The organism is Pedobacter sp. WC2501 (assembly GCF_052682415.1).
In genome coordinates this window covers 3,055,742-3,075,808 of sequence record NZ_JBQZFI010000001.1, presented here as the reverse complement: position 1 = coordinate 3,075,808, position 20,067 = coordinate 3,055,742, and the positions used below count along the sequence as shown (strand labels likewise).

Sequence of the window (20,067 nt, the reverse complement as noted above, 5' to 3'; positions counted from 1 at the left end):
AAAGATACATAGCTTTGTAGCATAAAATAATAGAGAAATGAACAAATTAAAAATTACCTATTACGCTACCACTGCAATTATTTCTGCAATGATGCTATTTATTGCCTTTGAAACGCTTACCAAACCCGAAGTTAAAATATCAATGGCACATTTAGGTTTCCCCGATTATTTCAGGATTGAATTGGGAATTGCAAAAATTATAGGTGCAGTTTTAATCTGGTTGCCTGTCCGCTTGCTGATGGAAACTGCATACATCGGTTTCGCTATTATGTTTGCCTCAGCTTCCCTATCACATGCGGCGGTAGGCGATCCCCTTGGCAAAGTGATAACAGGATTGGTTTTCCTGGCAATCTTGATTTTATCGTATGTGTGTGGTGCAAAACTTCAAAAAACAAACAGAGATTAATAAAAATTTAAAAAATAAATTTATGATTTTAGTTACAGGAGCAACAGGCCAATTTGGTTCTAAAGCAGTTGAACATTTGTTAAAGAATGGAGTTGAGCCTTCAGCGATTGCTGTTTTGGTAAGAGACAGCAACAAAGCAAAGTATCTGACAAAAGGAATAGCCATTAGGAAAGGTGATTATACCGACCACAATTCGATGGTAAAAGCTTTTACTGGTGTAGATAAATTATTGCTGGTATCAAGCAACAACAGGGAAGCGATTGAAAACCGGACACAGCACCATAAAAACGCAATAAATGCGGCAAAAGAAGCAGGTGTAAAGCATATTGTGTATACTTCTTTTGTGAGAAAACCAGGATTTGAGGAATCAGCGATTGCTGATTTTCAAAACTCCCACCTCGAGACTGAAAAACACCTGGCCGCAAGCGGAATGGATTATACGATACTTCAAAATGGGATCTATGCAGAAATGATCATGGCTTTTTCAGGTGATAAGGTTGCCGAAACTAAAAGCATTTTGTTTCCGGCAGGCGAAGGAAAAGCGAGCTGGGTGCTTCGTGAGGAATTGGCAGAAGCTGCTGCTCATGTTTTAATCACCGAAGGCCATAAAAATAAAATCTATACGTTGACTAATTCCGAAGCTGTAGGTTTCGAATTCATTGCACAGCATATATCTGACATACTAGGTGAAGAAATTGAATACAAATCTCCTGGCATCAACGAATTTAATGCTATGCTGCAAAACGCAAATGTTCCGGAAATGTACATTAATATGCTAAGCATGTGGGGTACTGCACTGAAACAGGAGGCAATGGATAAGGTAGATGGTACTTTAGCCCGTTTTTTGAAGCGGGAACCAACTTCTGTACGCCAATATCTGGAAAATTATTTTAGAAAGTAGTGGCGATTTGACTAAAAAGTTATAGAAGTATATGACCCCGATAAAAACTAACGAAAGAGGATTGCTCAATTAGGAGTACACTCTAAAAATTAACGAAATCTTCGTTATTAGCCCTAAGCGGGAACAGCAATATTTTACCAAAAAATTTGATTTAAATATTTCGCTGGAATGTAAAAGCCTATTTAAAATTAAATAAAATTTATTTCGTATGTCAGTCTGAGCGTAGTCGAAGACCATTACAACACATAAATAGAGCAATCGACTGCGCTCTTGTGACACTAAACGGCCATTTTTTTTGTAGTAAAAATTTAAACAGGCTCTAAGTATAAATACTATTTGAATTTGGATAATTCTGCTGCCAGTAAAGGCATACCCTTTTTGATCCAGCTTTTCTTTAAGGCTTTTGGAGAAAGGTACTCAACATTTGCTTTTTCCATACTGCATAGAAGTGTAGGAACAATCATTCCATCATATAATTCTACCCGATCAAATGTTTTATATTCTGTATTTATGTGTATAAGATTATTATTGTAAACACCTTTGATCGTATCAGGCCTAACATAATGGCCTCCCTCTAAAACCCGTTGCTCAACACGGCCAATACAATCGTTGACCTTATCAAGGCATAGATAATTGAGCTGAAACTGATAACCAGCATTATCGAACAGGTCAATATATCGCCAGTAATCTGGATGTGAAAGAGGTGTCTCCAATACAAAATGTGAATTCGAATTAATCGCTTCAACCATTTGTTCTTTTAGTTTATCCTCCATCATCCTGGTCGCACGTGCCACCAGTTCACTGTTGGGAACTCCCTGTGCCTGAAGCTCAGCTTCGAACCGAACTCTTATATTGTCCCTGTCAAAAGAAACAATGCCGTCAAAAGCTGTAGGCAACATAGTTTGAATATGCGTAGACTTACCAGCTCCGTTGGGACCCGATATGACAATCAAGGTAGGCTTAATGTAATCCATAGGCCTCGCGAACCTTTTGTGCCTGCCATGCCTTAAGGATCTTGACTACACGAGTACTAAAATTTTTTCCTGCAGATTTTATCTCTTGAACTTCAATACGCCCATCTGGAAATTCTTTGTATACCTGTCCATCTGGAAGGTCCTCGGAAAGAATCAAAAAAGGTAAGTTGTTACTGAAGTTCCTGTGGCGTAAATTTTTGACCGTAATCAGGTACTTTTTATGTTTTTCCTCAAGTTCAAAATCGACCATAACGAATATCTAATTTGATAAGTAAAAATACAAAATATCGACGACAAATCAAATAGATACCACAATCACGCCGGTAATAACAATAAATCCAGATGATACCATTCCCTAATTTGACAGAATGTACGGCACTTTATATAATGGCTGAATTTAAGATGATAAAAGAGTTCAACGCTAATCTCCTATTCCCCTCATCATTAAACTATTATGGTTCCAAGTCAATTTGCTACACAGTGTGTAGCAAATCCAATTACAGCAAGAAAAGAGCATGACTGAAGCTACTTTTAACGCTGATGATAAACCAAATTATTAGAGATTTTTCTTTGAGATTTGAGATTTTGTTTCTAAATTAGTGATGCAAACTGTTAAATAATATATTTTTTCACTTAATCTCAGAGATCCAAAACAACAATTAATTTTTAACAATATTCCTGGTCGAGTGGTAGCCCCACATTTCCTATATCTCTGAAAAGAGTTATTTGGCAGTTTGCAGCGACCAGGATACTTTTAATTTTTAGGTTATGCAAACTGCCAAAAGTAAAAACAAAAACACACAGCTCCCTGCTCAGGTTGCAGCTGAATCAGCCAACATGAATGTATTACCTGCCATTTGCGCGGTAAAGGCCACCCTACATCATATTGATGGAAACATTTCTGAAATCATGATGACTTTGCCACGCTACACGGGCTGGGCAGAATTTTTAGAGGATGGGCAAAATTCCATTCGGGAATATGTGTATCAGCTCACCCGGCATTGGATTCGAATTACCCATTTCTTTATAGAAACCGGAACCATCACAACCAACGGAACAGTAACTTCTTGTTTTTTGCCACGCCGCTTCGATATCCCTTTAAGTAAATTTTATAAACCAATGGAACCGGGTGCATGGGTATCGGCTAATCAGCACCCGCATCATCCAAAGTTTAACCAAAAAGGATCGAGCAAAAATTTATCAGCATTGATGGCTATAGCAAACCATAGAAACGATGTTGTTTATCATCAAATAGAACCAAATACCATTCTTTGTGGCATTCCATTCGAAAGCAAATCAGCCTACTTTGAAAAAGGCGATATTCCTATCGGGCATTTTCAAAAGAACGGAATAGAATATATGGTGATTTACAGCTATGTTGCTGATGGGAAAGGAAGTTTTGAGTGAGGAATAAAGATTTAAGCCCTTACGAATTGTGAGGGCTTTTATATGATAAAAAAGGCTGCTATTTTGAACCAGGTGATTCTTATTTGGATCACCTTGACCACAGATTATAATAGAACAAAGAATTTGGCAGATATGGAAGCAAATACTTTAATATTTTTACTTACTGCAAATCATCTTATTAATTTATTTCAGAAAATTGGTTTGAACATTAAGAATTTGTAATTTGATTTCTGAAATTAATGCTTATGGATACTCAAATGCGCCTATATTGGGAGGCTTATTCCGAAACTTTTACAACTGATGATTTAATCAGGGTAATGCATAATCCTTTAAGGGATTATGAAAATGAATTTGTTAATGGTGCCATAGTTGATATAGGTTGTGGTCAAACAAGTTTTCTCTTTGATTATATCAGCACAAACAGAAAATTAATAGGAATTGACAACGAACAATTTCAACTTGACCAACTAAAAAACAGGTTAGATGCCCTACCCATTACAGACGAAAATATCGAGTTGTTCAATCTCACTTTGCTTAGTGATCCTTTGCCATCAGAAACCTATTCTGTAGTTTTTCTGGCTAATATCCTCCACTTTTTTAATTTGGCACAATGCCAGGATATAATAAGCCAATTGAAGTTAAATTTAGTTTCAGGTTCATTTATATACGTATGGGTTCATTCAGACAAATACTATAGTAATGATCCGAATGACCCGGAAAACAACGAGTATTTCAAGCATTATTTTACTTTAGCAGATCTAGATCACTTGTTCATTCCATCCGGCTTTGAAAGACTATTATTTTCGGAAACGGAACGCCTATTTTCAAGAAAGGAAATGCAGACACAGGAAAAATGGCTAGAAAAAATTCTCGACCACATGAATATCTTCGATAAAAGTGAAAGAGAATCGATTAAGGATGAAGAATTGATAAATAATCCTGAAGCTGACATAATAGCTGTTTATAGAGTATTATAGTACAAAAGAATGTAAGCTAGTTAGATTGAACAGTTTGGAGTGAAATCCGGTGAAAACTTTTACTGGAATCTCTGCTTAAAAGATAGCTTAAATAGAAAATTTCAAAGATGTTAGAAAATTATTAATTCATGTGCAGGGATCATTGCACATATTAATTTCATCTTTGTAATAAATATAAGCAATATGACATTACAGGACGCTATAATCGAGGCTTTGGCCAATCTGGACCATGCTGCTAGCAGCGCACAGATTGCAGACTATATAAACAGCTACGGAATCTATATTAGGGGAGACCTATCTCCCTTAAGTCCCTCTCAGATAACAGCTAGGGTAAACAATTATCCAAACCTTTTTTCAAGGGATGAAAATGGCAGAATCGTCAGCGGGAGCAGTGGAATGAGCGGATTCAGGGAGGTCCCCACAATTATTCTCAATATGATTAGAGATAGTGGACATAGATTGGCTGATGCCGACATAAGTGTTGGAGCCATATTTATCTATTATCGATTTAGCCGCAGTCATCTTTTGACAACAGTACATGGAAATGAACACCATATCCCAAAAATTTTAAATTTCCTTGAGCAGCAGCAATTTACGTCCTCAGAGATCAGGATGATGGAATACATCTTTGAACAATTTAGACCAAATCTCTTTGATAGAATAGTTGGTGTTGTGGAAAAAGTAGATTTTCTATCCTTTTCGACAGAACAGTTCATAATGTTCTTTGCCCATTGGCAGAATATCTTTGGCCAAAGCCAAATGGAGTCCGGTGTATTTAATACTCCTGGCAGGATAAACAATATAGTCGCTGATCAAATCGAAGAAGATAGATATAGTAATGTATTCGATCCTTATGCAGGCCAATGTACAACCATTACTTCCATTAACCTTAAACTATCCAAACAAATTCACTACACCCTTCAGGATTTTAATGAAAAACAGATTGTCTTGGGAAAACTGAATCTCATGGCCAGTGAGATCCGTCACTTTTCATTTAACAACGTTGACAGCATACATTACCCTCCCAATCAAAAATTTGACCTTGTAATCTTTACCCCTCCATTTGGGCTAAAGATCAACCATTCTGATCTTCCTTCGAATATCCCAAGGCATCTTTTTTCCAATACCCAGCGGGTACCAGCCGAAATTGTATACGTTACTCAGGCAGTTCAAAGTTTGGATCAAGATGGGAAGGCTATCATTTTACTCCCTGATGGATTTTTTAGCAATGCTGCCTTCCGAGAGATTAGAAGCACGCTTGTTGAAGAAGGACTGATTAGCCGAATTATTTCTCTTCCAACAAGTGCTTTCAAACCTTTTTCGGGTGTAAAAGCATCAATACTAGTATTAGAGAAACGTTCAAACAGCTTGCGAAAGAATATAGAGCTTGTCGAGCTCACTGTAGAACAGTATGCAGAAATTCCCGAAGGCCCATCCCTCATTCCCATCAGATACCTTAATCGGAAGAGAGTCGATAACGATGAGATCCGATCACATAATTATGCACTATCAGTTGCAATATACAACCGGCCCGAATTAGAGCGTGGCAAAACCTATAGAAGTCTATCAGATCTGATCAAGAGCTATGGAAAACGAACTCCCTCGGTAGTAGAATACCTTAATACATCTGAAGGCATTCCTTATGTCCAACCGCAAAACCTTGCCAGATCAGGTGAGACGCCTTTCTTAAACCGTGCAAAAATAGATACCTTTGTCGAAGATACACGCGAAGTTCATTCTTCCTTTCAGAAATACCTACTGACAAATGATACCGTACTACTTGCCCGATTGGGAAAGGATCTAAATGCTACAGTCTACTCCGGTGACCAGCCAATACTGGTGAATCCCAATATCATATCTTTTAGCGTTAAAAAGAGTCTTATTGACCCCCTGTTTCTGGTACTGCAGTTGAGGGAAAAGTATGCGATTGATCAGATGAATATTATGGGTTCAATTAGTGGAATGAGGTCTATACGGATCCAAGACTTTGACGAAATCTCGATATGGGTTCCAGAACTTAAAAAGCAGGAGATATATGTAAAACAAGTCTTGTCCAGCTTTATTAAAAGTTCGCAAGAAAAGCAGATTAACCATGCAAATGTCCTTGATCAGCAAGTGCTAGATTCCCTTAAACATGAGTTTGGAAACCTAAAAAACCCTTTGCTTACAGAGATCACAAACTTACAAGATTTTCTATCTGATGCTGATCTTCTAGACAATCAGATCTCTCCTCGACCAGGCTCAAGCCCGATCAGGGATGTGTTTGATGGACTAAGGACATTAATTGGGGAAATGGGTTCCATCATTGAAGACATGACCGGGGCACTCGGAACTGGCAAACGGCTGCGTAGGACAACAATATTGGATTTTTTTCAAAACATCAAAGTGCGATTAGGGGCGAACGAATTTGAGACAGAGATCAGGCTGAATGAAAGTATTGAGTCAACAGATACTATCCTTATAGATTTCGATCTGTTGACTAAGGCTTTGAGAAACTTGGTAAACAATGCGTACAAACATGGCTACGGAAACAATACAGTAGAAAAGAACATTCTTTTTGATGTCAGTAAATCAGAGGATGGACAGTGGTTGGAAATAAATTATATAAACGATGGAAATCCGTTTCCGGAGGGCTTCTCTTTCCAAGATTATACTACCTTTGGAAAAAAAACTGGCTCTATTAGTGGAACGGGCATTGGCGGATTTCTTACCAATAAGGTTATTCTAGACCACCGAGGAACCTTTGAAGAAATCGAACTGAAAAATTCCAAACTTGGCACCAATATAAACGGTAAAGAGGTGATAAAGGGCATACATTTTTTAATCAAATTACCATTAAGCAATGATGAAGATACTATTCAGTGATGATAATTCACGACTTTTCGAAGGCTATAAGGATCAGGCTTATAAAATGGAGATAGATCTTACCTGCGTTACCAATTGGGAGGATGCCCAAACGCTATTGGAAGCAGAATGGGATTCTTATTCAGGGCTTATATTAGATGGTAAAGGCCAATTGAATGCAGATTCGAAAACTGAGGATTCAAGACATGTTGTGACAGCTATTGGTTGGCTCAAGCAACAGCAGGCGAAGGGACTCTTTATCCCAACTATAGTTTATACTGCTTTTATAGATAAGGATAACGGGAATATTGATGATTTTCTCGAAAGGGAAGATCCTGTCCTCTTAGGCATGTATAGTAAAAATCTACCGGTAGCAGACATTTTCGAAAAACTCATCCATGAATCGGCCAACCTTCCAGCTAACAGAATAAAACATCGACATCAGGAAATATTCTGTCTCTTTGATGATGTTAGACTTCCAAAAAACATGGAACAAACAATGGTTGAGATTTTATCAGCATTGTCAGCAACAGCCGTAGATAAATCATACTACAATAAAATCAGAGACATACTAGAATCATTGATGAAAACGGCTAACCAAATAGACAAAGCATTTATGCCGGATGAACTTCTCAGACTTGATCAAGATGGTAGACCGAATTTAAAAGCTGGATATTATTATCTAATAGGCAGAGAGGCTAAAATTGGGAGCGTTGTAAAAACAGCTCCTGCAAAGATCCTTAACGATCACACTGGCTGGATTTTTTGTGCAGTAATGCAGTGTTCTCAGATCTTATCACATAATTATAGCAAACCTCATTATCACTATGCTTATCAATCAACGGTGTTCGGCCTGCTAGAAATTCTATTTTGGTATAGAGACTATTTAAAATCAAAATATAATAAGTAAATGTTAGAACTGACAGTTGTAATAAAAACTTGATAACGACCTTAAGACCTTTTTTACGGGATTTCCACTGACCACTTTACAAGTATAACGAAACAATATTTTTTTTGAAAAATCAAGATTAGATTAATCTCTTTCCTTGTGCAAGTCTCAGTCGTTGGGGAACTTTTGTGGTTGACTTACCCCTTTCCTAGCGCAGGTCTTAGCGGTTGGGGAACTGTCGGGGCTGACTTGTGCTTTCCAAAACTTAATAAATTAATAATCTTTTATCAAAGCACAAATCAATAGAGAATAAAAAACCGGAGTCAAGATTAATAGACTTGAACCCAAGGTGAAGTACCGATTAACAAAGACTTCCCCTATCAATTCAGCCAAATAAATCAGGTAAAGAAATCAAAACCCATCATCGAACGTGGTGAAACAGGTAGTTACCGTGGCGAAACAAGCATTAAACACCAGCATTCTACCCAATTGCAATTACCCTGCACTTTGTTAATATTAACTTAACACAACAGACATCTTTTCTCCATATCTTCGCGGCGCATTGAAAAATGATCTACGTTAACGCGAACAACCAGACATTAAAATCAAAGCATGAAATTAAAAAACATCCTTACCTATTCAGGATTTATCGGCATCCTGATCCTATCCTCCTGTTCAAAAAAAACAAGCATCGGAGATGAAACACCAACCACACCACCACCAAAAGCGCCAACGGCTTATGCCATAACGGAGACTTTCGAATCTGGCAGCAAAGGCTCTTATGCATTAGACAGTGTTCAGCTACTAACCGGCAAATGGACATTGAGCGATGCGCTGCTGGGCAATCTTGCAGCTGATGCCAAGGATGGCGCGAAGTCTGTCCGCTTAAGAACAGGTTACCTGTCCATGAACTTTGATATCGCAGGCACTCAAATGATTTACGTTTCCCATGCCAAATATGGAACAGACGCCAGTTCAACCTGGCAGCTTCTGGCTTCTACCGATGGTGGTAAAACCTTCACGCAGTTAGGTACGGATATTACAGAAACCAGCACCACACTGGTTACCGATTCCTTTAAGGTGAATACAACAGGCAAAATACGCTTTCAGATCAAAAAAGCCGGTACAACCAGGATCAACATCGACGACATCATCTTTAAAGGTACAGGTGATCCGGGCATTACCGTAGGTGGAGCGGATACGGATCCTGTAGATAACGGCGGCTCCACAGCAACCCCCGGAAGAGGCACACCGGATGCAGGTGCGGATGCACCGCCGGCCGGAGGTGATAATTCTAACCTACTTTTTGGTAACCCATCAGGCGCTACGGCCAACCTGGTTTCAGCAGAAAATTACCTGATCGATCAAAAATATTATATCGAGAGTTACAGCATGACCCGCGGAACACCGAACTGGGTAAGCTGGCACCTGGATCCGAACAACTTTACTGGTGCAGCAAGCAGAAAAGACGATTTCGCTTCATTTACAGGCCTGCCGGCAAATTGGTACCAGGTACAGAGCAACAGCTATTCAGGTTCCGGTTTTGACAGGGGGCATAACTGTCCAAGCGGCGACCGTACAAGCTCAAATACTGCCAATTCAGCAACTTTCCTGATGACCAACATGATTCCTCAGGCGCCGAACAACAACCAGAAAACATGGGAATCTTTTGAAAGCTATCTCCGCGCCCAGGCATTGAACGGATACGAGGTTTATGTGATCATGGGAAGTTATGGCACAGGCGGCATCGGTTCGGCAAGCGCATCGGTAGTGAACACCATCAACAATGGCAAAGTAACCGTTCCGGCAAACGTTTGGAAAGTGGCAGTACTGCTAAAAACGGGAGACAATGATATTAGCCGCGTAAGTAGTTCGACAAGGGTTATTGCCATCAACACACCCAACATCAACAGCACAAATCCAAGCTGGAAGAACTATATTGTGTCTGTACGCGATATAGAAAGTGCAACGGGCTATAATTTACTTTCAAATTTACCGCAGAACATACAGGATGTGGTGGAGAAAGTGAAAGATCCTGGCAACTAAAACCAATTATTAACTTAAGGATATAGCTATTACCCTACAGAGGCGAAATTTGCATCCCATAAACAAGCCGTATCAAAAAAAATTGATACGGCTTTTCTGTTTAATCCAGAAAGCACTATTAATCAAATCACCAGATTGCTTGAAAATGACATGTATCAAGGCCAGAAAAAATCAGCCTTTTAAGTTATAGTATTGGCTTGCTAAGCTTCCTTAAGTTGAATATCAAAATTATTTTTGTACTCATTGTCGTCCTCATCATAGAAATTAATTCTAATTGCAAACTTCAATTCCTTATCAAGAACAAAACATGTGTTACTATAACCCAATTTCGCAACATTTAAACAACATTCCTGTGCTAATTTTGAACTAATCAGATACATTCCACAATAGTATACATCATCAGAATATATATAACAATAATCAGAATCAACCATAGAAAATGCTTTCGTCAATAGTTTTGAATCTAAGACAGTAATATTATCCGAAAGAATTTCAGTCTCCTCTCGAACTTCAGGAAATATCGCCCTAATTCTATTTATTAAATAGTCTGATTTTTCCAGATCAATATATTCTATTTTATCCATGAATAAGCCAGCAGAAATGAATATTGTTTCATACTTCTGCTGTAAAAACTTTCCTTTATTTTTTCTTATTAAGAAGTCTAAATTTTTGTTTGCCATATAATTCTTGTTAGTAATGTTTTGGCTTAGGATAATAGTATGTCTTACCCCTTTCCTGACTCAAGTCTTAATGGTTGGGAAGCTGTTGTGGCTGACTTGTGCTTTCAAAACTTAATAAATTAATTATTTTTAATAAAGCGCAAAAATAGGAAATAAAAAAAACCGGAGCCAGGATTAAAAAACCTGAACTCCGGCTGTACCAATAAGCAGGAATAATTAAACACTTAAATCAATTTTTATTGCTTATGAGCCAATAATCGAGGATTTGGAAAGAAAAAAATTCATTTAATCAGGTGCCAAAAAATCAAGGTAATTTTAGATTAGATCACCTTGACCAGATTATAATAGGACAAAAAATTTGACAAATGTGAAAGTTAATTATTGAGGCTGGAATCGGATGCAATATTGGTGGTTAACTTTAACTGTTTTGTATTAAATTATTTATTGTGGTTAGTGGAGATTATCGGAGTGAAAAATTCGCCTAATATTTCTCCGCAGATTCCTTTTGATACGCTGAGAGAGGTTTCAATTTTCTCATTTCGATATTTTTATGGGGTATTTGGCAGACTTTTATCAGACTTATCACCCTTGATTTCTATTTTAAAATTAACAAAAAACCTCCTTTTGCAAGGGGAAAGCAGTTTATTCATCATTACTTTTTAGCTATTGAAAAATTAAACTACCAGACTTTTCGTTAAAAGTTTAAACAGAGTATTTTTGAGCATGATTAAACCCTGTAAATAAGCGAATTAAGCAATTGTATAATATTTTTATTCGAAGCCATTAATTAATTACTTTTCCAAAAAAGGACGGTTTTTTGGAAAAAATTGAGATGAATATTTGATAACTTTTCATTAGTGAATTATTCGAATTGGTGTTTCATTAACAGCTGATGCCCCTAGTTTTCTCGGTCACCAAACTTGTCCCAGGTATTAGTCGTTTGATGTTATATCAGCACTTGTATGATTTGAGATTAATCCATGGATGAAATTCTTACCTATGATCCCCGGTTAGAGAATTTACCTCTTTTTTATTCTTTGCCTAGCCTGAAGTCGGTTACGCTTTTGTTGCTTAGACTTAGTTCTTCAAAGATAGATGAAGACCCGACCTTATCCACAGGACATTGAGCACTTAGACCCACATACAAAATCTCGGGATAATCATTTTTATGCAGACGTACCATTTGCCATTTCTTGTTATCAAGAGAGTAATAACAGGCAATAGTTTTAGTATCAGATGATATCTTCATATAAACAAATGATTGCTCAACGATATCGTGGTTATTATCATCAGAGAACTGCTTATTGCGTACAGTAACCATGCGGTGTTCCCCTCCCTCGCTTTGCTCAAAGCAAAACTTTTCCCAAAAGCCCTCATTTGAATACAAAAATAAATCTCCTGCATTATAAGTACCTTGCTTAGTGAATTCAGGTGTAACTTTGGCAGAAATAGTAAATGGTTTAGTATTGTCTATTTTTGAAAGTAAGACAGGTGAAGTGTTGTTAGTTAATTTTGCATCTGGATCCGAAAAATAGTCTTTTTCTCCGCCTACTTTCAAAATAATTTTATCACCATCAATACTAACAAGCGTATCTGCCCCATTTATACTTTTGGTAAATGCTATGTTTCCTATACGAATATTGCAATCGCTTCCTGCTACCTTGTTATTTTCCTGTATTTGCGAATTATCGTTAGCTGATTTTTCAGGTCCTTTCTTCTCAGAACAACTTATTATTGCAGTTAAACTCAAGATAATCCCAGTAATTAAAATCTGTTTCTTCATAAGATGTGTTTAATATAATTATTAGATTCAAATATAGTATTTTTGCATTGAAGTGGACAATGGTTACAAAAGGCCGCTTCCTAAATTAATATTAAACCCTGGTTAGCATATAACTATCTCGTACTATTTTCTGATCCAAAATTGACCTACTTCAATATGATTATAAAAAATAAACCCAGTTTGTCAACTCAGAGATTATAGTGCTATCATCAGAACTTGGATAGCATAAATCATCCCAATATTTTATGAAGATATCCTTACTTGTGTATAAGCAAGTTGAAGGGTTCCATCATATAAAAATATTCTCATCATTATCTCTTGTAATCTCTTGGATGTTGTTTGAAAATCTATCGGTAGAGTCTTAGCTTTCTGAACTCGCGAGAATCCACCCGTAAGTTTTAAATCCAGAATATCCCTGACAACGTCGGTAAACGCCGAAAATTCACCTGAGGGATCTGTCCCCAAATTTCCGATAGCCCTTAGCCAGCGCAAGCAGTTGTCATGCCAACCGAGGCTAAAAATTTTTAAAGCCATTTAAAGTTCGTTGCATTATCTAATTTGGTTTCCGAAAGTCTGAGGTGAAGTGTCAGCACATTGGAGAATAATCTTAAAATTCAGTAATGCCACATTTATACAAAACAAAGAACAGCGATAAGCATACCACTGAAATGGAGAGCGACAATGCAAAGTACCTTACTGATCCAAATATGTCAAGCCTGGAGCGAAACGACACTATTCCTTTCGCCGACAATACCAGTACCAACGTAATTAAAGCCACTGCAAAATTCAGCATTACAATGCTGGTTACCAGGTAAAATGTTAATAAGGCAGGTTCGATAATCACTTTTGAGGGCAGCCCGTATATCGCTCCGGTAACCAGGCTGATTAGCGCAATCCATAAACCGTACCCACTACCCTGTTTGCATGCCTTAAACCATGTTTGTCTGTAGGATTTTATTGTAGGAACTTTTCTAGGCTCTGGCTCCTTAAGCGGGCCGGTAGTTGTTCCTGAAAAATTCTTAGGCTTTTGTTTATTATACCTCGGCCACCAAATTATCAGGCCGGAGATCATTAAAAGTAACGGAGAGAGTCCACCCACAAAAGCGAATATCTTAGTTGGCATACCACCGAAATTACCATAATGAAGTGGTTGTACCCATCCCAGATAGGCTTTGCCTATTTGCTGGAAATCCTTTCGGCTATTGAAAAGTATTTTCCCCGAATACTGATCGATCAGTACAGCATCTCTTTTAGCCCATCCAATCTTACTTCTGGCATGCATCTGGAGGGCAAATGAACCTGCTGAGTCAGTGGGAAGCAATACTGAGATTACCCGTGCATCTGGCATTTCTTTAGTTGCACGGTAAAGTATATCCTTAAGCGGCAACGGTGCGATTCCTTTGATGTAGTGAGATTTGGTTTGGATGAGCTTTTTTATAACGCCCAGGTCCTCGCCGCCCACTTTCATCAGTACGGGTGCCCCTAAAATACCCAGGTTCATGCAAAACCCGGTCAAACACAGGACAATTACAAATGGTGCGGTATAAAATCCTATGGCATTGTGCCAGTCGTAATTTTGCCTTTTCCAACTGCCGTTAAACCTGACGGTTAGCACCGATTTAAGCTGTTTCCATTTTTGGGGAATCCAGAGCCGCAGACCTGAAATAGTCAGTATAAGCAGCACTAATGTAGAGAGTCCGACAATGATTTTTCCAGGTAAGGAAAGCATCAGGTTCGCATGCAGCTCATTTAGTATCTTCACAAAGGAACTCCGATAAATTCTTTTACCGCATAGCTTCCCGTTATATGGATCGATAAAAGCTTCAATCGCCTTACCTGGTTCCCCCTTAGTAGAAAGCATAACGATATAGGCATCACACAGGTCATCTTTTTCACTTAGACTGATACTGGAAATTTGCCTCGCAGGGTAGCTACGTTTCATTATATCAAAAACCTCATGGAAAGCCAGCTTTGGCTTTCCTTCCAGAGTGTGGAAGAGGCCAGGATTTAAGGCACGGTCTATCTCATCCTGAAATACCAGTAAAGACCCGGTTGCAGCGATAAATGACACGACAATACCCGCGATAATCCCCAGGTAGGTATGCCATTTACCAAACCACCTTTTTTGGTGTTTTGCCCACCGTATAGCATCTGTCTTTTTTTTCAATGTGATCTGTTTACTTCAATGAATAACTTTTAATAGGTTATTTTAGAAATGGCGCTAAAAAGTGCGACACCTTTCATTTCCGCTTCTTTCTTTGCCGATATAGAAAACACCATACGCATGCAGGGTATATACCAGTTCTATTAAGCCGTTTTCGTTGCTGCCCATTCTAATTCCCCTTTTTGTAATAAAATAATTGCTCATTTTAATTACTCATTCATTATAGAAAAAGAGAAAATCTCCTTGCCTGCATTCCCTTTTGTTTTTGACCGTTTCCAATGCGCCAAAATCCGGTACCACGATGGGCTAGCTTTTATGGGACTTCCCTTGTAACTGCCGGCTGTGAAATTCTTTTTTCCGTTTTCGTTTGTGCAATGGAAAATATACAACCCTCAAAAAAAGCTAACCAGGCCAAACTTACTGTCCTGGATATTTTTTTCATCTGCTGCATATAATTTACACCCTAATAGGTAAGTTTATTAATGGCATAAATATCTGCTGCGCCGTTTACTACAAGTCCTTTTGTTATTGTAGCGTTGGAACCGTTAACTTGGTAGATAGCGAGCTGTCCGCTTGCATCTTTTATCGGGATATTAACGGTATTCTTGTCACTTTCTACGTAAGTGGGTGTAGAGAAAAGGGATGGCGTATAAATTGGCGAATTTGCAACCCAGGTTAACGTTTTTGAAGCTACATCCAATATGGCGAGTTTTACCGTACCTGTTGATGCGCCTGCTTCAGCATACATTTCAGCAAGAAAACGAGTACCGCCCACGTAAGTACTCCTGGCGTATTTATGGCCACCAGAAGCTGTTTCTATATCGAAGAAATAACTCTGGTCAAACTCTTGCGAATTGGTATTTATTTTCAGTCCGGCTGAATGTTTGGTAGAACCTGTTACTGCGGTGGAAAAGGCATAGACCTCGCCATTGTCAATCTTGTTAAGCCCATTCTGTCCAGAGTAAGAACCAATGTAACTTGTGCGGTTATCCTTGAAGACCTTTTCAAGCAGCATGGAAGGATAGCTGAACACGGCAACCCAGCTATTGTCAAGGTAATTGGAACCAAAAGTATTGTCGGTAGTCCCTTTAATGCTCATAAAAGGAGCATATATTTTATTGCCAATTTGTACTAAATGAGTAAAGTAAGCCAGTTCACCATTGTTTGCTACTGTTGTTAGGTTTACGCTGCCTGTACTTTTTATCTGGGGATTTACTGCATTGACTACCGTAAAGGTAGCCGTTGGGCTGTTAATATCTCTGGGTATATTTGCAAACAATATATCGTCGTTATTAACAGTTGCCATGGCATGGGTTGTCATCATATTGAGGGTGGTTCCCTGTACAATATGTCCCTGATTATTAAGATTAAAAGCTGTTAACGGCCCCTGATTGCTAAACCCGTAAACCTGGCCGAACAGCGTGTTGTTTTGGACAATATAACCGTAGTCGTCTGTCTCTGTACCATTGCCGGTCGTTGAGGTGGTACCCTTTGAAAGATGATCAGCAGTGAGCAGATAAGTGGTGGCGCCTCCGGCAGTTGTTGTTACGGCCAGTACATACTTAGCATTGCCAACAGGTTCGGGACCTGGTGAAGTGTTGTCATCATTTTTACTGCACCCGGTCATAGCAAGGCCAAGGAATAATCCTGCAAGCAGGAGAAAATTAAATCTATTCATATTATTTGATGTTTATGGATTAAAAAAATTAATAAAATGCTTTCGTTATTTTTGATTTCTGGCAATAAAATACCGCAACTTGATATTGAATGACCTGCCCGGCTTTTGCAGGCTAAAATTGTCGTATATTTTTGCATCAAGTAAGTTTCTGCATTCCAGGCCAATATTATACCGTCCGTCTTTTATGCTGTATACAGCATTAACATCGTGCTGGAATTGTTCAGGGATATTCAGCTTGCTACCGGTTGACCCCTGGCTGGGCCAGTTCAGGTAATACTCATGCACATAGGTCAGGTTGTAACCAATATTCAGCACATTGGTGGCACTCCCCAGCCCTTTGATGGAATATTGCGCATTCGCATTTCCATAGAGGTAGGGCATATTGGGTATCCTGTCCTTGTATATCTGGCTAACCTGTGTCTCATTAGCTTCATATTTTGTCTGGTTAAGGATGTTCTGCCAGGTCATGTTCACCCCTACAACCAGTGCATCCTTAAACGTGTACCGGATTTCTCCATCAATTCCCGTTGTCCTTACATCCTGTTGGTTGAGCATCTGTATCATGGCAACACCACCTACAGAGGTCAGGTTTGGGCGGATAAAATCCTTCGAGTTGCGATAAATGAAATTGGTCTCTATATGGAGCTTATGCGCTTTAACAGCTATAAACTGATAGGCCAGCCCCAGGTTCGCATTTTCAGAACTTTCCGGTCGAAGCGAAAAGTTTTCAATCCGGTCTATGGTCGGGTTGCCGAATAACTCATCGTTTTCGGGCAAACGGTAAGTCTTTTCGTAAGAAGCTTTAGCCTGCAAGCCGGTATTCAAAAAATAGGAAGCCGCTGCGCCATAGCCGGTTTTATTTACTGATTTTTTTTGTTCGGTGTAAGTGGGGAGCGTACCCCAGGGCGCATTAGGTGGTGTATAGCTTTGGAATGCGGTTGTGGATTGGTTGTAATTTTTCAGGAATACGGAAGCATTGAAACGTTCATTCATATCGTAACGGTAGCCCAGGCCCAAAATGTTTTTAAAGTTTTCTCTAGGCTGCATGTTCAGGTTATTGCCCGGGTCCAGCTCGTCCTTTCCTTTTCGGTCGAAGCCTAAAAAGGTGTTATTCAGCGCTAAGGAATGTTTATCTAAAAATTTATAGCCAAGATTGGCGGTAACATTGGCATTGTTGTTTTTATACTTGTACAAAGTTCGCTTGAGTTCGCCTCCAACCGCATCGGGATCTGTAGACTTATCTCTGGATTCCCCCAGCCAATTATATTGCTTAAAAACGGTATCCACCAATTGTTCATGGCCAAGATTGTAACTTGCGTTGAGGCTCAGGTTAAGGTCTTTTATGAAAAGGTTGTTTTTAAGGTATTTTAAGGAGGGCATGATGATATCGCCGTTCCGTTTCCGCGCGCCATACACGTCGAACATCCGGTTTCCCGTCTGTATATCGGCTTTGTTTTGGCCAAGGGTAACACCAAAAAGGAGCTTGTCGGCATATTGTTTTCCCACAACACCTATGTTGGCAATTACGGTCTCATTCCTGTAGGTATCGTGGAAGCGGCTTACCCGCATGGGTGTGTAAACCCCGGTGGTCAGATTGGCTACGTCCACATCCACCTTGTAATTATTGTCTGAATAATTCTGAAAGGCATTCACCTGCATGGTGAAGCCCGATTTGGCAGTATATCCCGCATTAACAGCAGATTTATGCGTGTTAAACGAACCATAGGAATAGGATACGTCGAGGTAATCCCTTTTGTTGGGGTTAGTTACAATGTTAATAGCACCACCAAGTGCATCGGCACCCAGCCATACCGGAACGACCCCTTTATACACCTCGATGCGGTCTGCCATATTGATAGGGATATTGTTCATCTGGAGGGATGTTCCGAAGTTGTCCATAGGGATGCCGTCCAGAAAGAATTTGACCTGGTTTCCGGTAAAACCGTTCAGGGAAAAATTAAAAGCTGAGCCAAGCCCGCCGCTTTCCCTTATCCTTACGCCGGAAACTTTGTTCAGCGCCTGGTTCAAGTCATAAGTGGTATTATGAAGTTTGCGTGCATCAATAGCGGCTACGTTATAGGCCTGTTGCCTCACTTCTGCAGCCTGCGTTTTGCCAGCTACGGTTACCGATTCCAGAACAGTAGATATTTCGGTTAGTTTTACCTCTACTTTTATGGATTGTCCAGCCGAAAGGCTTATTTTTTGACTATGTGGCTTATAACCCAATCCATTGAACAGGAATTCATAATTGCCGGGTTTCAGATTGTTCAGCTCAAAAGTCCCATCTTCTTTCGACAAGGTTCTTACCTCATTGCCCTTAACACTTATGTCGACACCTGAAACTGCTTCTCCCCAAATGCCGGTTATTTTTCCCGTAATGGAAGTTTTGTTCTGTGCAACAGCATATTGTGCCGTAAACAACATGAACAGTGTAAAAAAAAGTATTATGCTGTTTATTTTCTTAGCCCAATTTTTCCTCTGGACAGTATGATCATAAAATGCACTATTTTCTATTGTACATTTTATGATCATACTACCTTGCTTTTTTTCTATATTCCACATGATGATTAGAAATGGTAAAGTTTTACAAATGCTTTTATACTTATTTAGACTCAATATAAATACGACGCAAATGTATGGCTCTACTTTTCTTTTTTAATCTCACCAATCACGGGATAAGTAGGACAAATGGCAGTTGTTTCCTATAGAAAACAAAGCACGAGGAGGGATAGAACACCGTAAAGCGAACTAATACGAGGTTCTTAAAGCCCTGAAAGATGTCTGATAAAGTTAAAAAATCGCAATTTCAGACTACATCAAAGGCATTTTCAGTTCTCTTCTTTTTTTATCGCAGAAGCCGTTTGCATGGCTCATACATTTGCCAAAAATATTAAGAACCTGTTGTTGTATCTCAAACCCAAACCGGGGTACCTGTTTTTCTTTAGCGCTTAAGCCGGGAAACTCCTCATCAATATCCATTACCTCATGGCAATCAAGACAAACGATATGGCAATGCTCCCCTTTTTTTGTCGCATGTTCATATTCAGCCATATTTTTGTTGAAATGTAACTCCACGATCAGGTTACAGGCAACCAGGATTTCGAGTGTATTGTATATGGTCGCCCTACTTACCCTGTATTTTTTGTTTATCATGTCGATATAGAGTATTTCTGCATCAAAACGTTTGTTGAAATAATAAATCGCTTCCAGTATTGAAAAACGTTCGGGGGTTTTCCGATAGTTGTTCTTCATTAAATATGTTTCAAGGATTTCCCTCATTTCTGCCAATGTTTTTTCGCCTGTATTCATACGATATAT

Annotated in this window: 15 protein-coding genes; 7 read left to right on the top strand and 8 right to left on the bottom strand. The window is 39.0% G+C overall.

Going from position 1 to position 20,067, the window contains the following annotated elements; all coding sequences use genetic code 11:
• The first annotated feature begins 37 nt into the window (after nt 1-37).
• Both ACUN24_RS13200 and ACUN24_RS13195 read left to right on the top strand, forming a co-directional pair.
• Nucleotides 38-406 carry a DoxX family protein gene (locus tag ACUN24_RS13200; protein ID WP_445562894.1) on the top strand — a complete coding sequence of 123 codons (369 nt, stop codon included), beginning with the start codon at nt 38-40 and terminating at the stop codon, nt 404-406.
• 22 nt (nt 407-428) lie between these two features.
• On the top strand, nt 429-1,307 hold the full coding sequence (locus tag ACUN24_RS13195; RefSeq protein WP_445562893.1) for an SDR family oxidoreductase: 879 nt from the start codon (nt 429-431) through the stop codon (nt 1,305-1,307).
• A gap of 332 nt (nt 1,308-1,639) precedes the next feature.
• Here ACUN24_RS13195 and ACUN24_RS13190 read toward each other — a convergent pair whose 3' ends face one another.
• Nucleotides 1,640-2,281, bottom strand: a complete 642-nt coding sequence (locus tag ACUN24_RS13190; RefSeq protein WP_445562892.1) for a zeta toxin family protein — start codon at nt 2,279-2,281, stop codon at nt 1,640-1,642.
• Nucleotides 2,268-2,531, bottom strand: a complete 264-nt coding sequence (locus tag ACUN24_RS13185; RefSeq protein ID WP_445562891.1) for a hypothetical protein — start codon at nt 2,529-2,531, stop codon at nt 2,268-2,270. The genes ACUN24_RS13190 and ACUN24_RS13185 overlap by 14 nt, the downstream gene beginning before the upstream one ends.
• A gap of 518 nt (nt 2,532-3,049) precedes the next feature.
• On the opposite strand from ACUN24_RS13185, the gene ACUN24_RS13180 reads away from it, so the two are divergent.
• From ACUN24_RS13180 to ACUN24_RS13160, 5 genes are all read left to right on the top strand, one after another.
• The gene (locus ACUN24_RS13180; RefSeq protein WP_445562890.1) at nt 3,050-3,688 is read left to right on the top strand and encodes a hypothetical protein; all 639 of its coding nucleotides are present in this window, start codon (nt 3,050-3,052) and stop codon (nt 3,686-3,688) included.
• Between the two features lie 245 nt (nt 3,689-3,933).
• Nucleotides 3,934-4,665 carry a methyltransferase domain-containing protein gene (locus ACUN24_RS13175; RefSeq protein WP_445562889.1) on the top strand — a complete coding sequence of 244 codons (732 nt, stop codon included), beginning with the start codon at nt 3,934-3,936 and terminating at the stop codon, nt 4,663-4,665.
• Between the two features lie 183 nt (nt 4,666-4,848).
• Nucleotides 4,849-7,530, top strand: a complete 2,682-nt coding sequence (locus ACUN24_RS13170) for an N-6 DNA methylase (protein WP_445562888.1) — start codon at nt 4,849-4,851, stop codon at nt 7,528-7,530.
• Nucleotides 7,508-8,419, top strand: coding sequence for a hypothetical protein (locus ACUN24_RS13165; RefSeq protein WP_445562887.1), 912 nt, complete (start codon nt 7,508-7,510; stop codon nt 8,417-8,419). The genes ACUN24_RS13170 and ACUN24_RS13165 overlap by 23 nt, the downstream gene beginning before the upstream one ends.
• A gap of 591 nt (nt 8,420-9,010) precedes the next feature.
• Nucleotides 9,011-10,444 carry a DNA/RNA non-specific endonuclease gene (locus tag ACUN24_RS13160; RefSeq protein ID WP_445562886.1) on the top strand — a complete coding sequence of 478 codons (1,434 nt, stop codon included), beginning with the start codon at nt 9,011-9,013 and terminating at the stop codon, nt 10,442-10,444.
• Nucleotides 10,445-10,644: 200 nt separating this feature from the next.
• Here ACUN24_RS13160 and ACUN24_RS13155 read toward each other — a convergent pair whose 3' ends face one another.
• The 6 genes from ACUN24_RS13155 to ACUN24_RS13130 all read right to left on the bottom strand — a co-directional run bounded on the left by ACUN24_RS13155 (nt 10,645) and on the right by ACUN24_RS13130 (nt 20,058).
• Complete coding sequence (locus ACUN24_RS13155) at nt 10,645-11,124, bottom strand: hypothetical protein (protein WP_445562885.1); 480 nt, start codon at nt 11,122-11,124, stop codon at nt 10,645-10,647.
• A 1,030-nt stretch (nt 11,125-12,154) separates the two neighbouring features.
• A complete protein-coding gene (locus ACUN24_RS13150; protein ID WP_445562884.1) occupies nt 12,155-12,907 on the bottom strand; it encodes a DUF1349 domain-containing protein in 753 nt (250 codons plus the stop codon).
• 607 nt (nt 12,908-13,514) lie between these two features.
• A complete protein-coding gene (locus ACUN24_RS13145; RefSeq protein ID WP_445562883.1) occupies nt 13,515-15,074 on the bottom strand; it encodes a PepSY-associated TM helix domain-containing protein in 1,560 nt (519 codons plus the stop codon).
• A 460-nt stretch (nt 15,075-15,534) separates the two neighbouring features.
• Entirely contained in the window at nt 15,535-16,749 is a 1,215-nt protein-coding gene (locus ACUN24_RS13140) for a DUF4374 domain-containing protein (protein ID WP_445562882.1), read from the bottom strand.
• A gap of 45 nt (nt 16,750-16,794) precedes the next feature.
• Nucleotides 16,795-19,281, bottom strand: coding sequence for a TonB-dependent receptor (locus tag ACUN24_RS13135; RefSeq protein WP_445562881.1), 2,487 nt, complete (start codon nt 19,279-19,281; stop codon nt 16,795-16,797).
• A 279-nt stretch (nt 19,282-19,560) separates the two neighbouring features.
• Nucleotides 19,561-20,058, bottom strand: a complete 498-nt coding sequence (locus tag ACUN24_RS13130; RefSeq protein WP_445562880.1) for a Fur family transcriptional regulator — start codon at nt 20,056-20,058, stop codon at nt 19,561-19,563.
• Between the last annotated feature and the right edge of the window lie 9 nt (nt 20,059-20,067).

Excerpts from the sequence above, each read along its gene's own strand:
- ACUN24_RS13200 (WP_445562894.1), top strand. The coding sequence starts at position 38 with ATGAACAAATTAAAAATTACCTATTACGCTACCACTGCAATTATTTCT.
- ACUN24_RS13195 (WP_445562893.1), top strand. The coding sequence starts at position 429 with ATGATTTTAGTTACAGGAGCAACAGGCCAATTTGGTTCTAAAGCAGTT.
- ACUN24_RS13190 (WP_445562892.1), bottom strand. The coding sequence starts at position 2,281 with ATGGATTACATTAAGCCTACCTTGATTGTCATATCGGGTCCCAACGGA.
- ACUN24_RS13185 (WP_445562891.1), bottom strand. The coding sequence starts at position 2,531 with ATGGTCGATTTTGAACTTGAGGAAAAACATAAAAAGTACCTGATTACG.
- ACUN24_RS13180 (WP_445562890.1), top strand. The coding sequence starts at position 3,050 with ATGCAAACTGCCAAAAGTAAAAACAAAAACACACAGCTCCCTGCTCAG.
- ACUN24_RS13175 (WP_445562889.1), top strand. The coding sequence starts at position 3,934 with ATGGATACTCAAATGCGCCTATATTGGGAGGCTTATTCCGAAACTTTT.
- ACUN24_RS13170 (WP_445562888.1), top strand. The coding sequence starts at position 4,849 with ATGACATTACAGGACGCTATAATCGAGGCTTTGGCCAATCTGGACCAT.
- ACUN24_RS13165 (WP_445562887.1), top strand. The coding sequence starts at position 7,508 with ATGATGAAGATACTATTCAGTGATGATAATTCACGACTTTTCGAAGGC.
- ACUN24_RS13160 (WP_445562886.1), top strand. The coding sequence starts at position 9,011 with ATGAAATTAAAAAACATCCTTACCTATTCAGGATTTATCGGCATCCTG.
- ACUN24_RS13155 (WP_445562885.1), bottom strand. The coding sequence starts at position 11,124 with ATGGCAAACAAAAATTTAGACTTCTTAATAAGAAAAAATAAAGGAAAG.
- ACUN24_RS13150 (WP_445562884.1), bottom strand. The coding sequence starts at position 12,907 with ATGAAGAAACAGATTTTAATTACTGGGATTATCTTGAGTTTAACTGCA.
- ACUN24_RS13140 (WP_445562882.1), bottom strand. The coding sequence starts at position 16,749 with ATGAATAGATTTAATTTTCTCCTGCTTGCAGGATTATTCCTTGGCCTT.
- ACUN24_RS13135 (WP_445562881.1), bottom strand. The coding sequence starts at position 19,281 with ATGATCATAAAATGTACAATAGAAAATAGTGCATTTTATGATCATACT.
- ACUN24_RS13130 (WP_445562880.1), bottom strand. The coding sequence starts at position 20,058 with ATGAATACAGGCGAAAAAACATTGGCAGAAATGAGGGAAATCCTTGAA.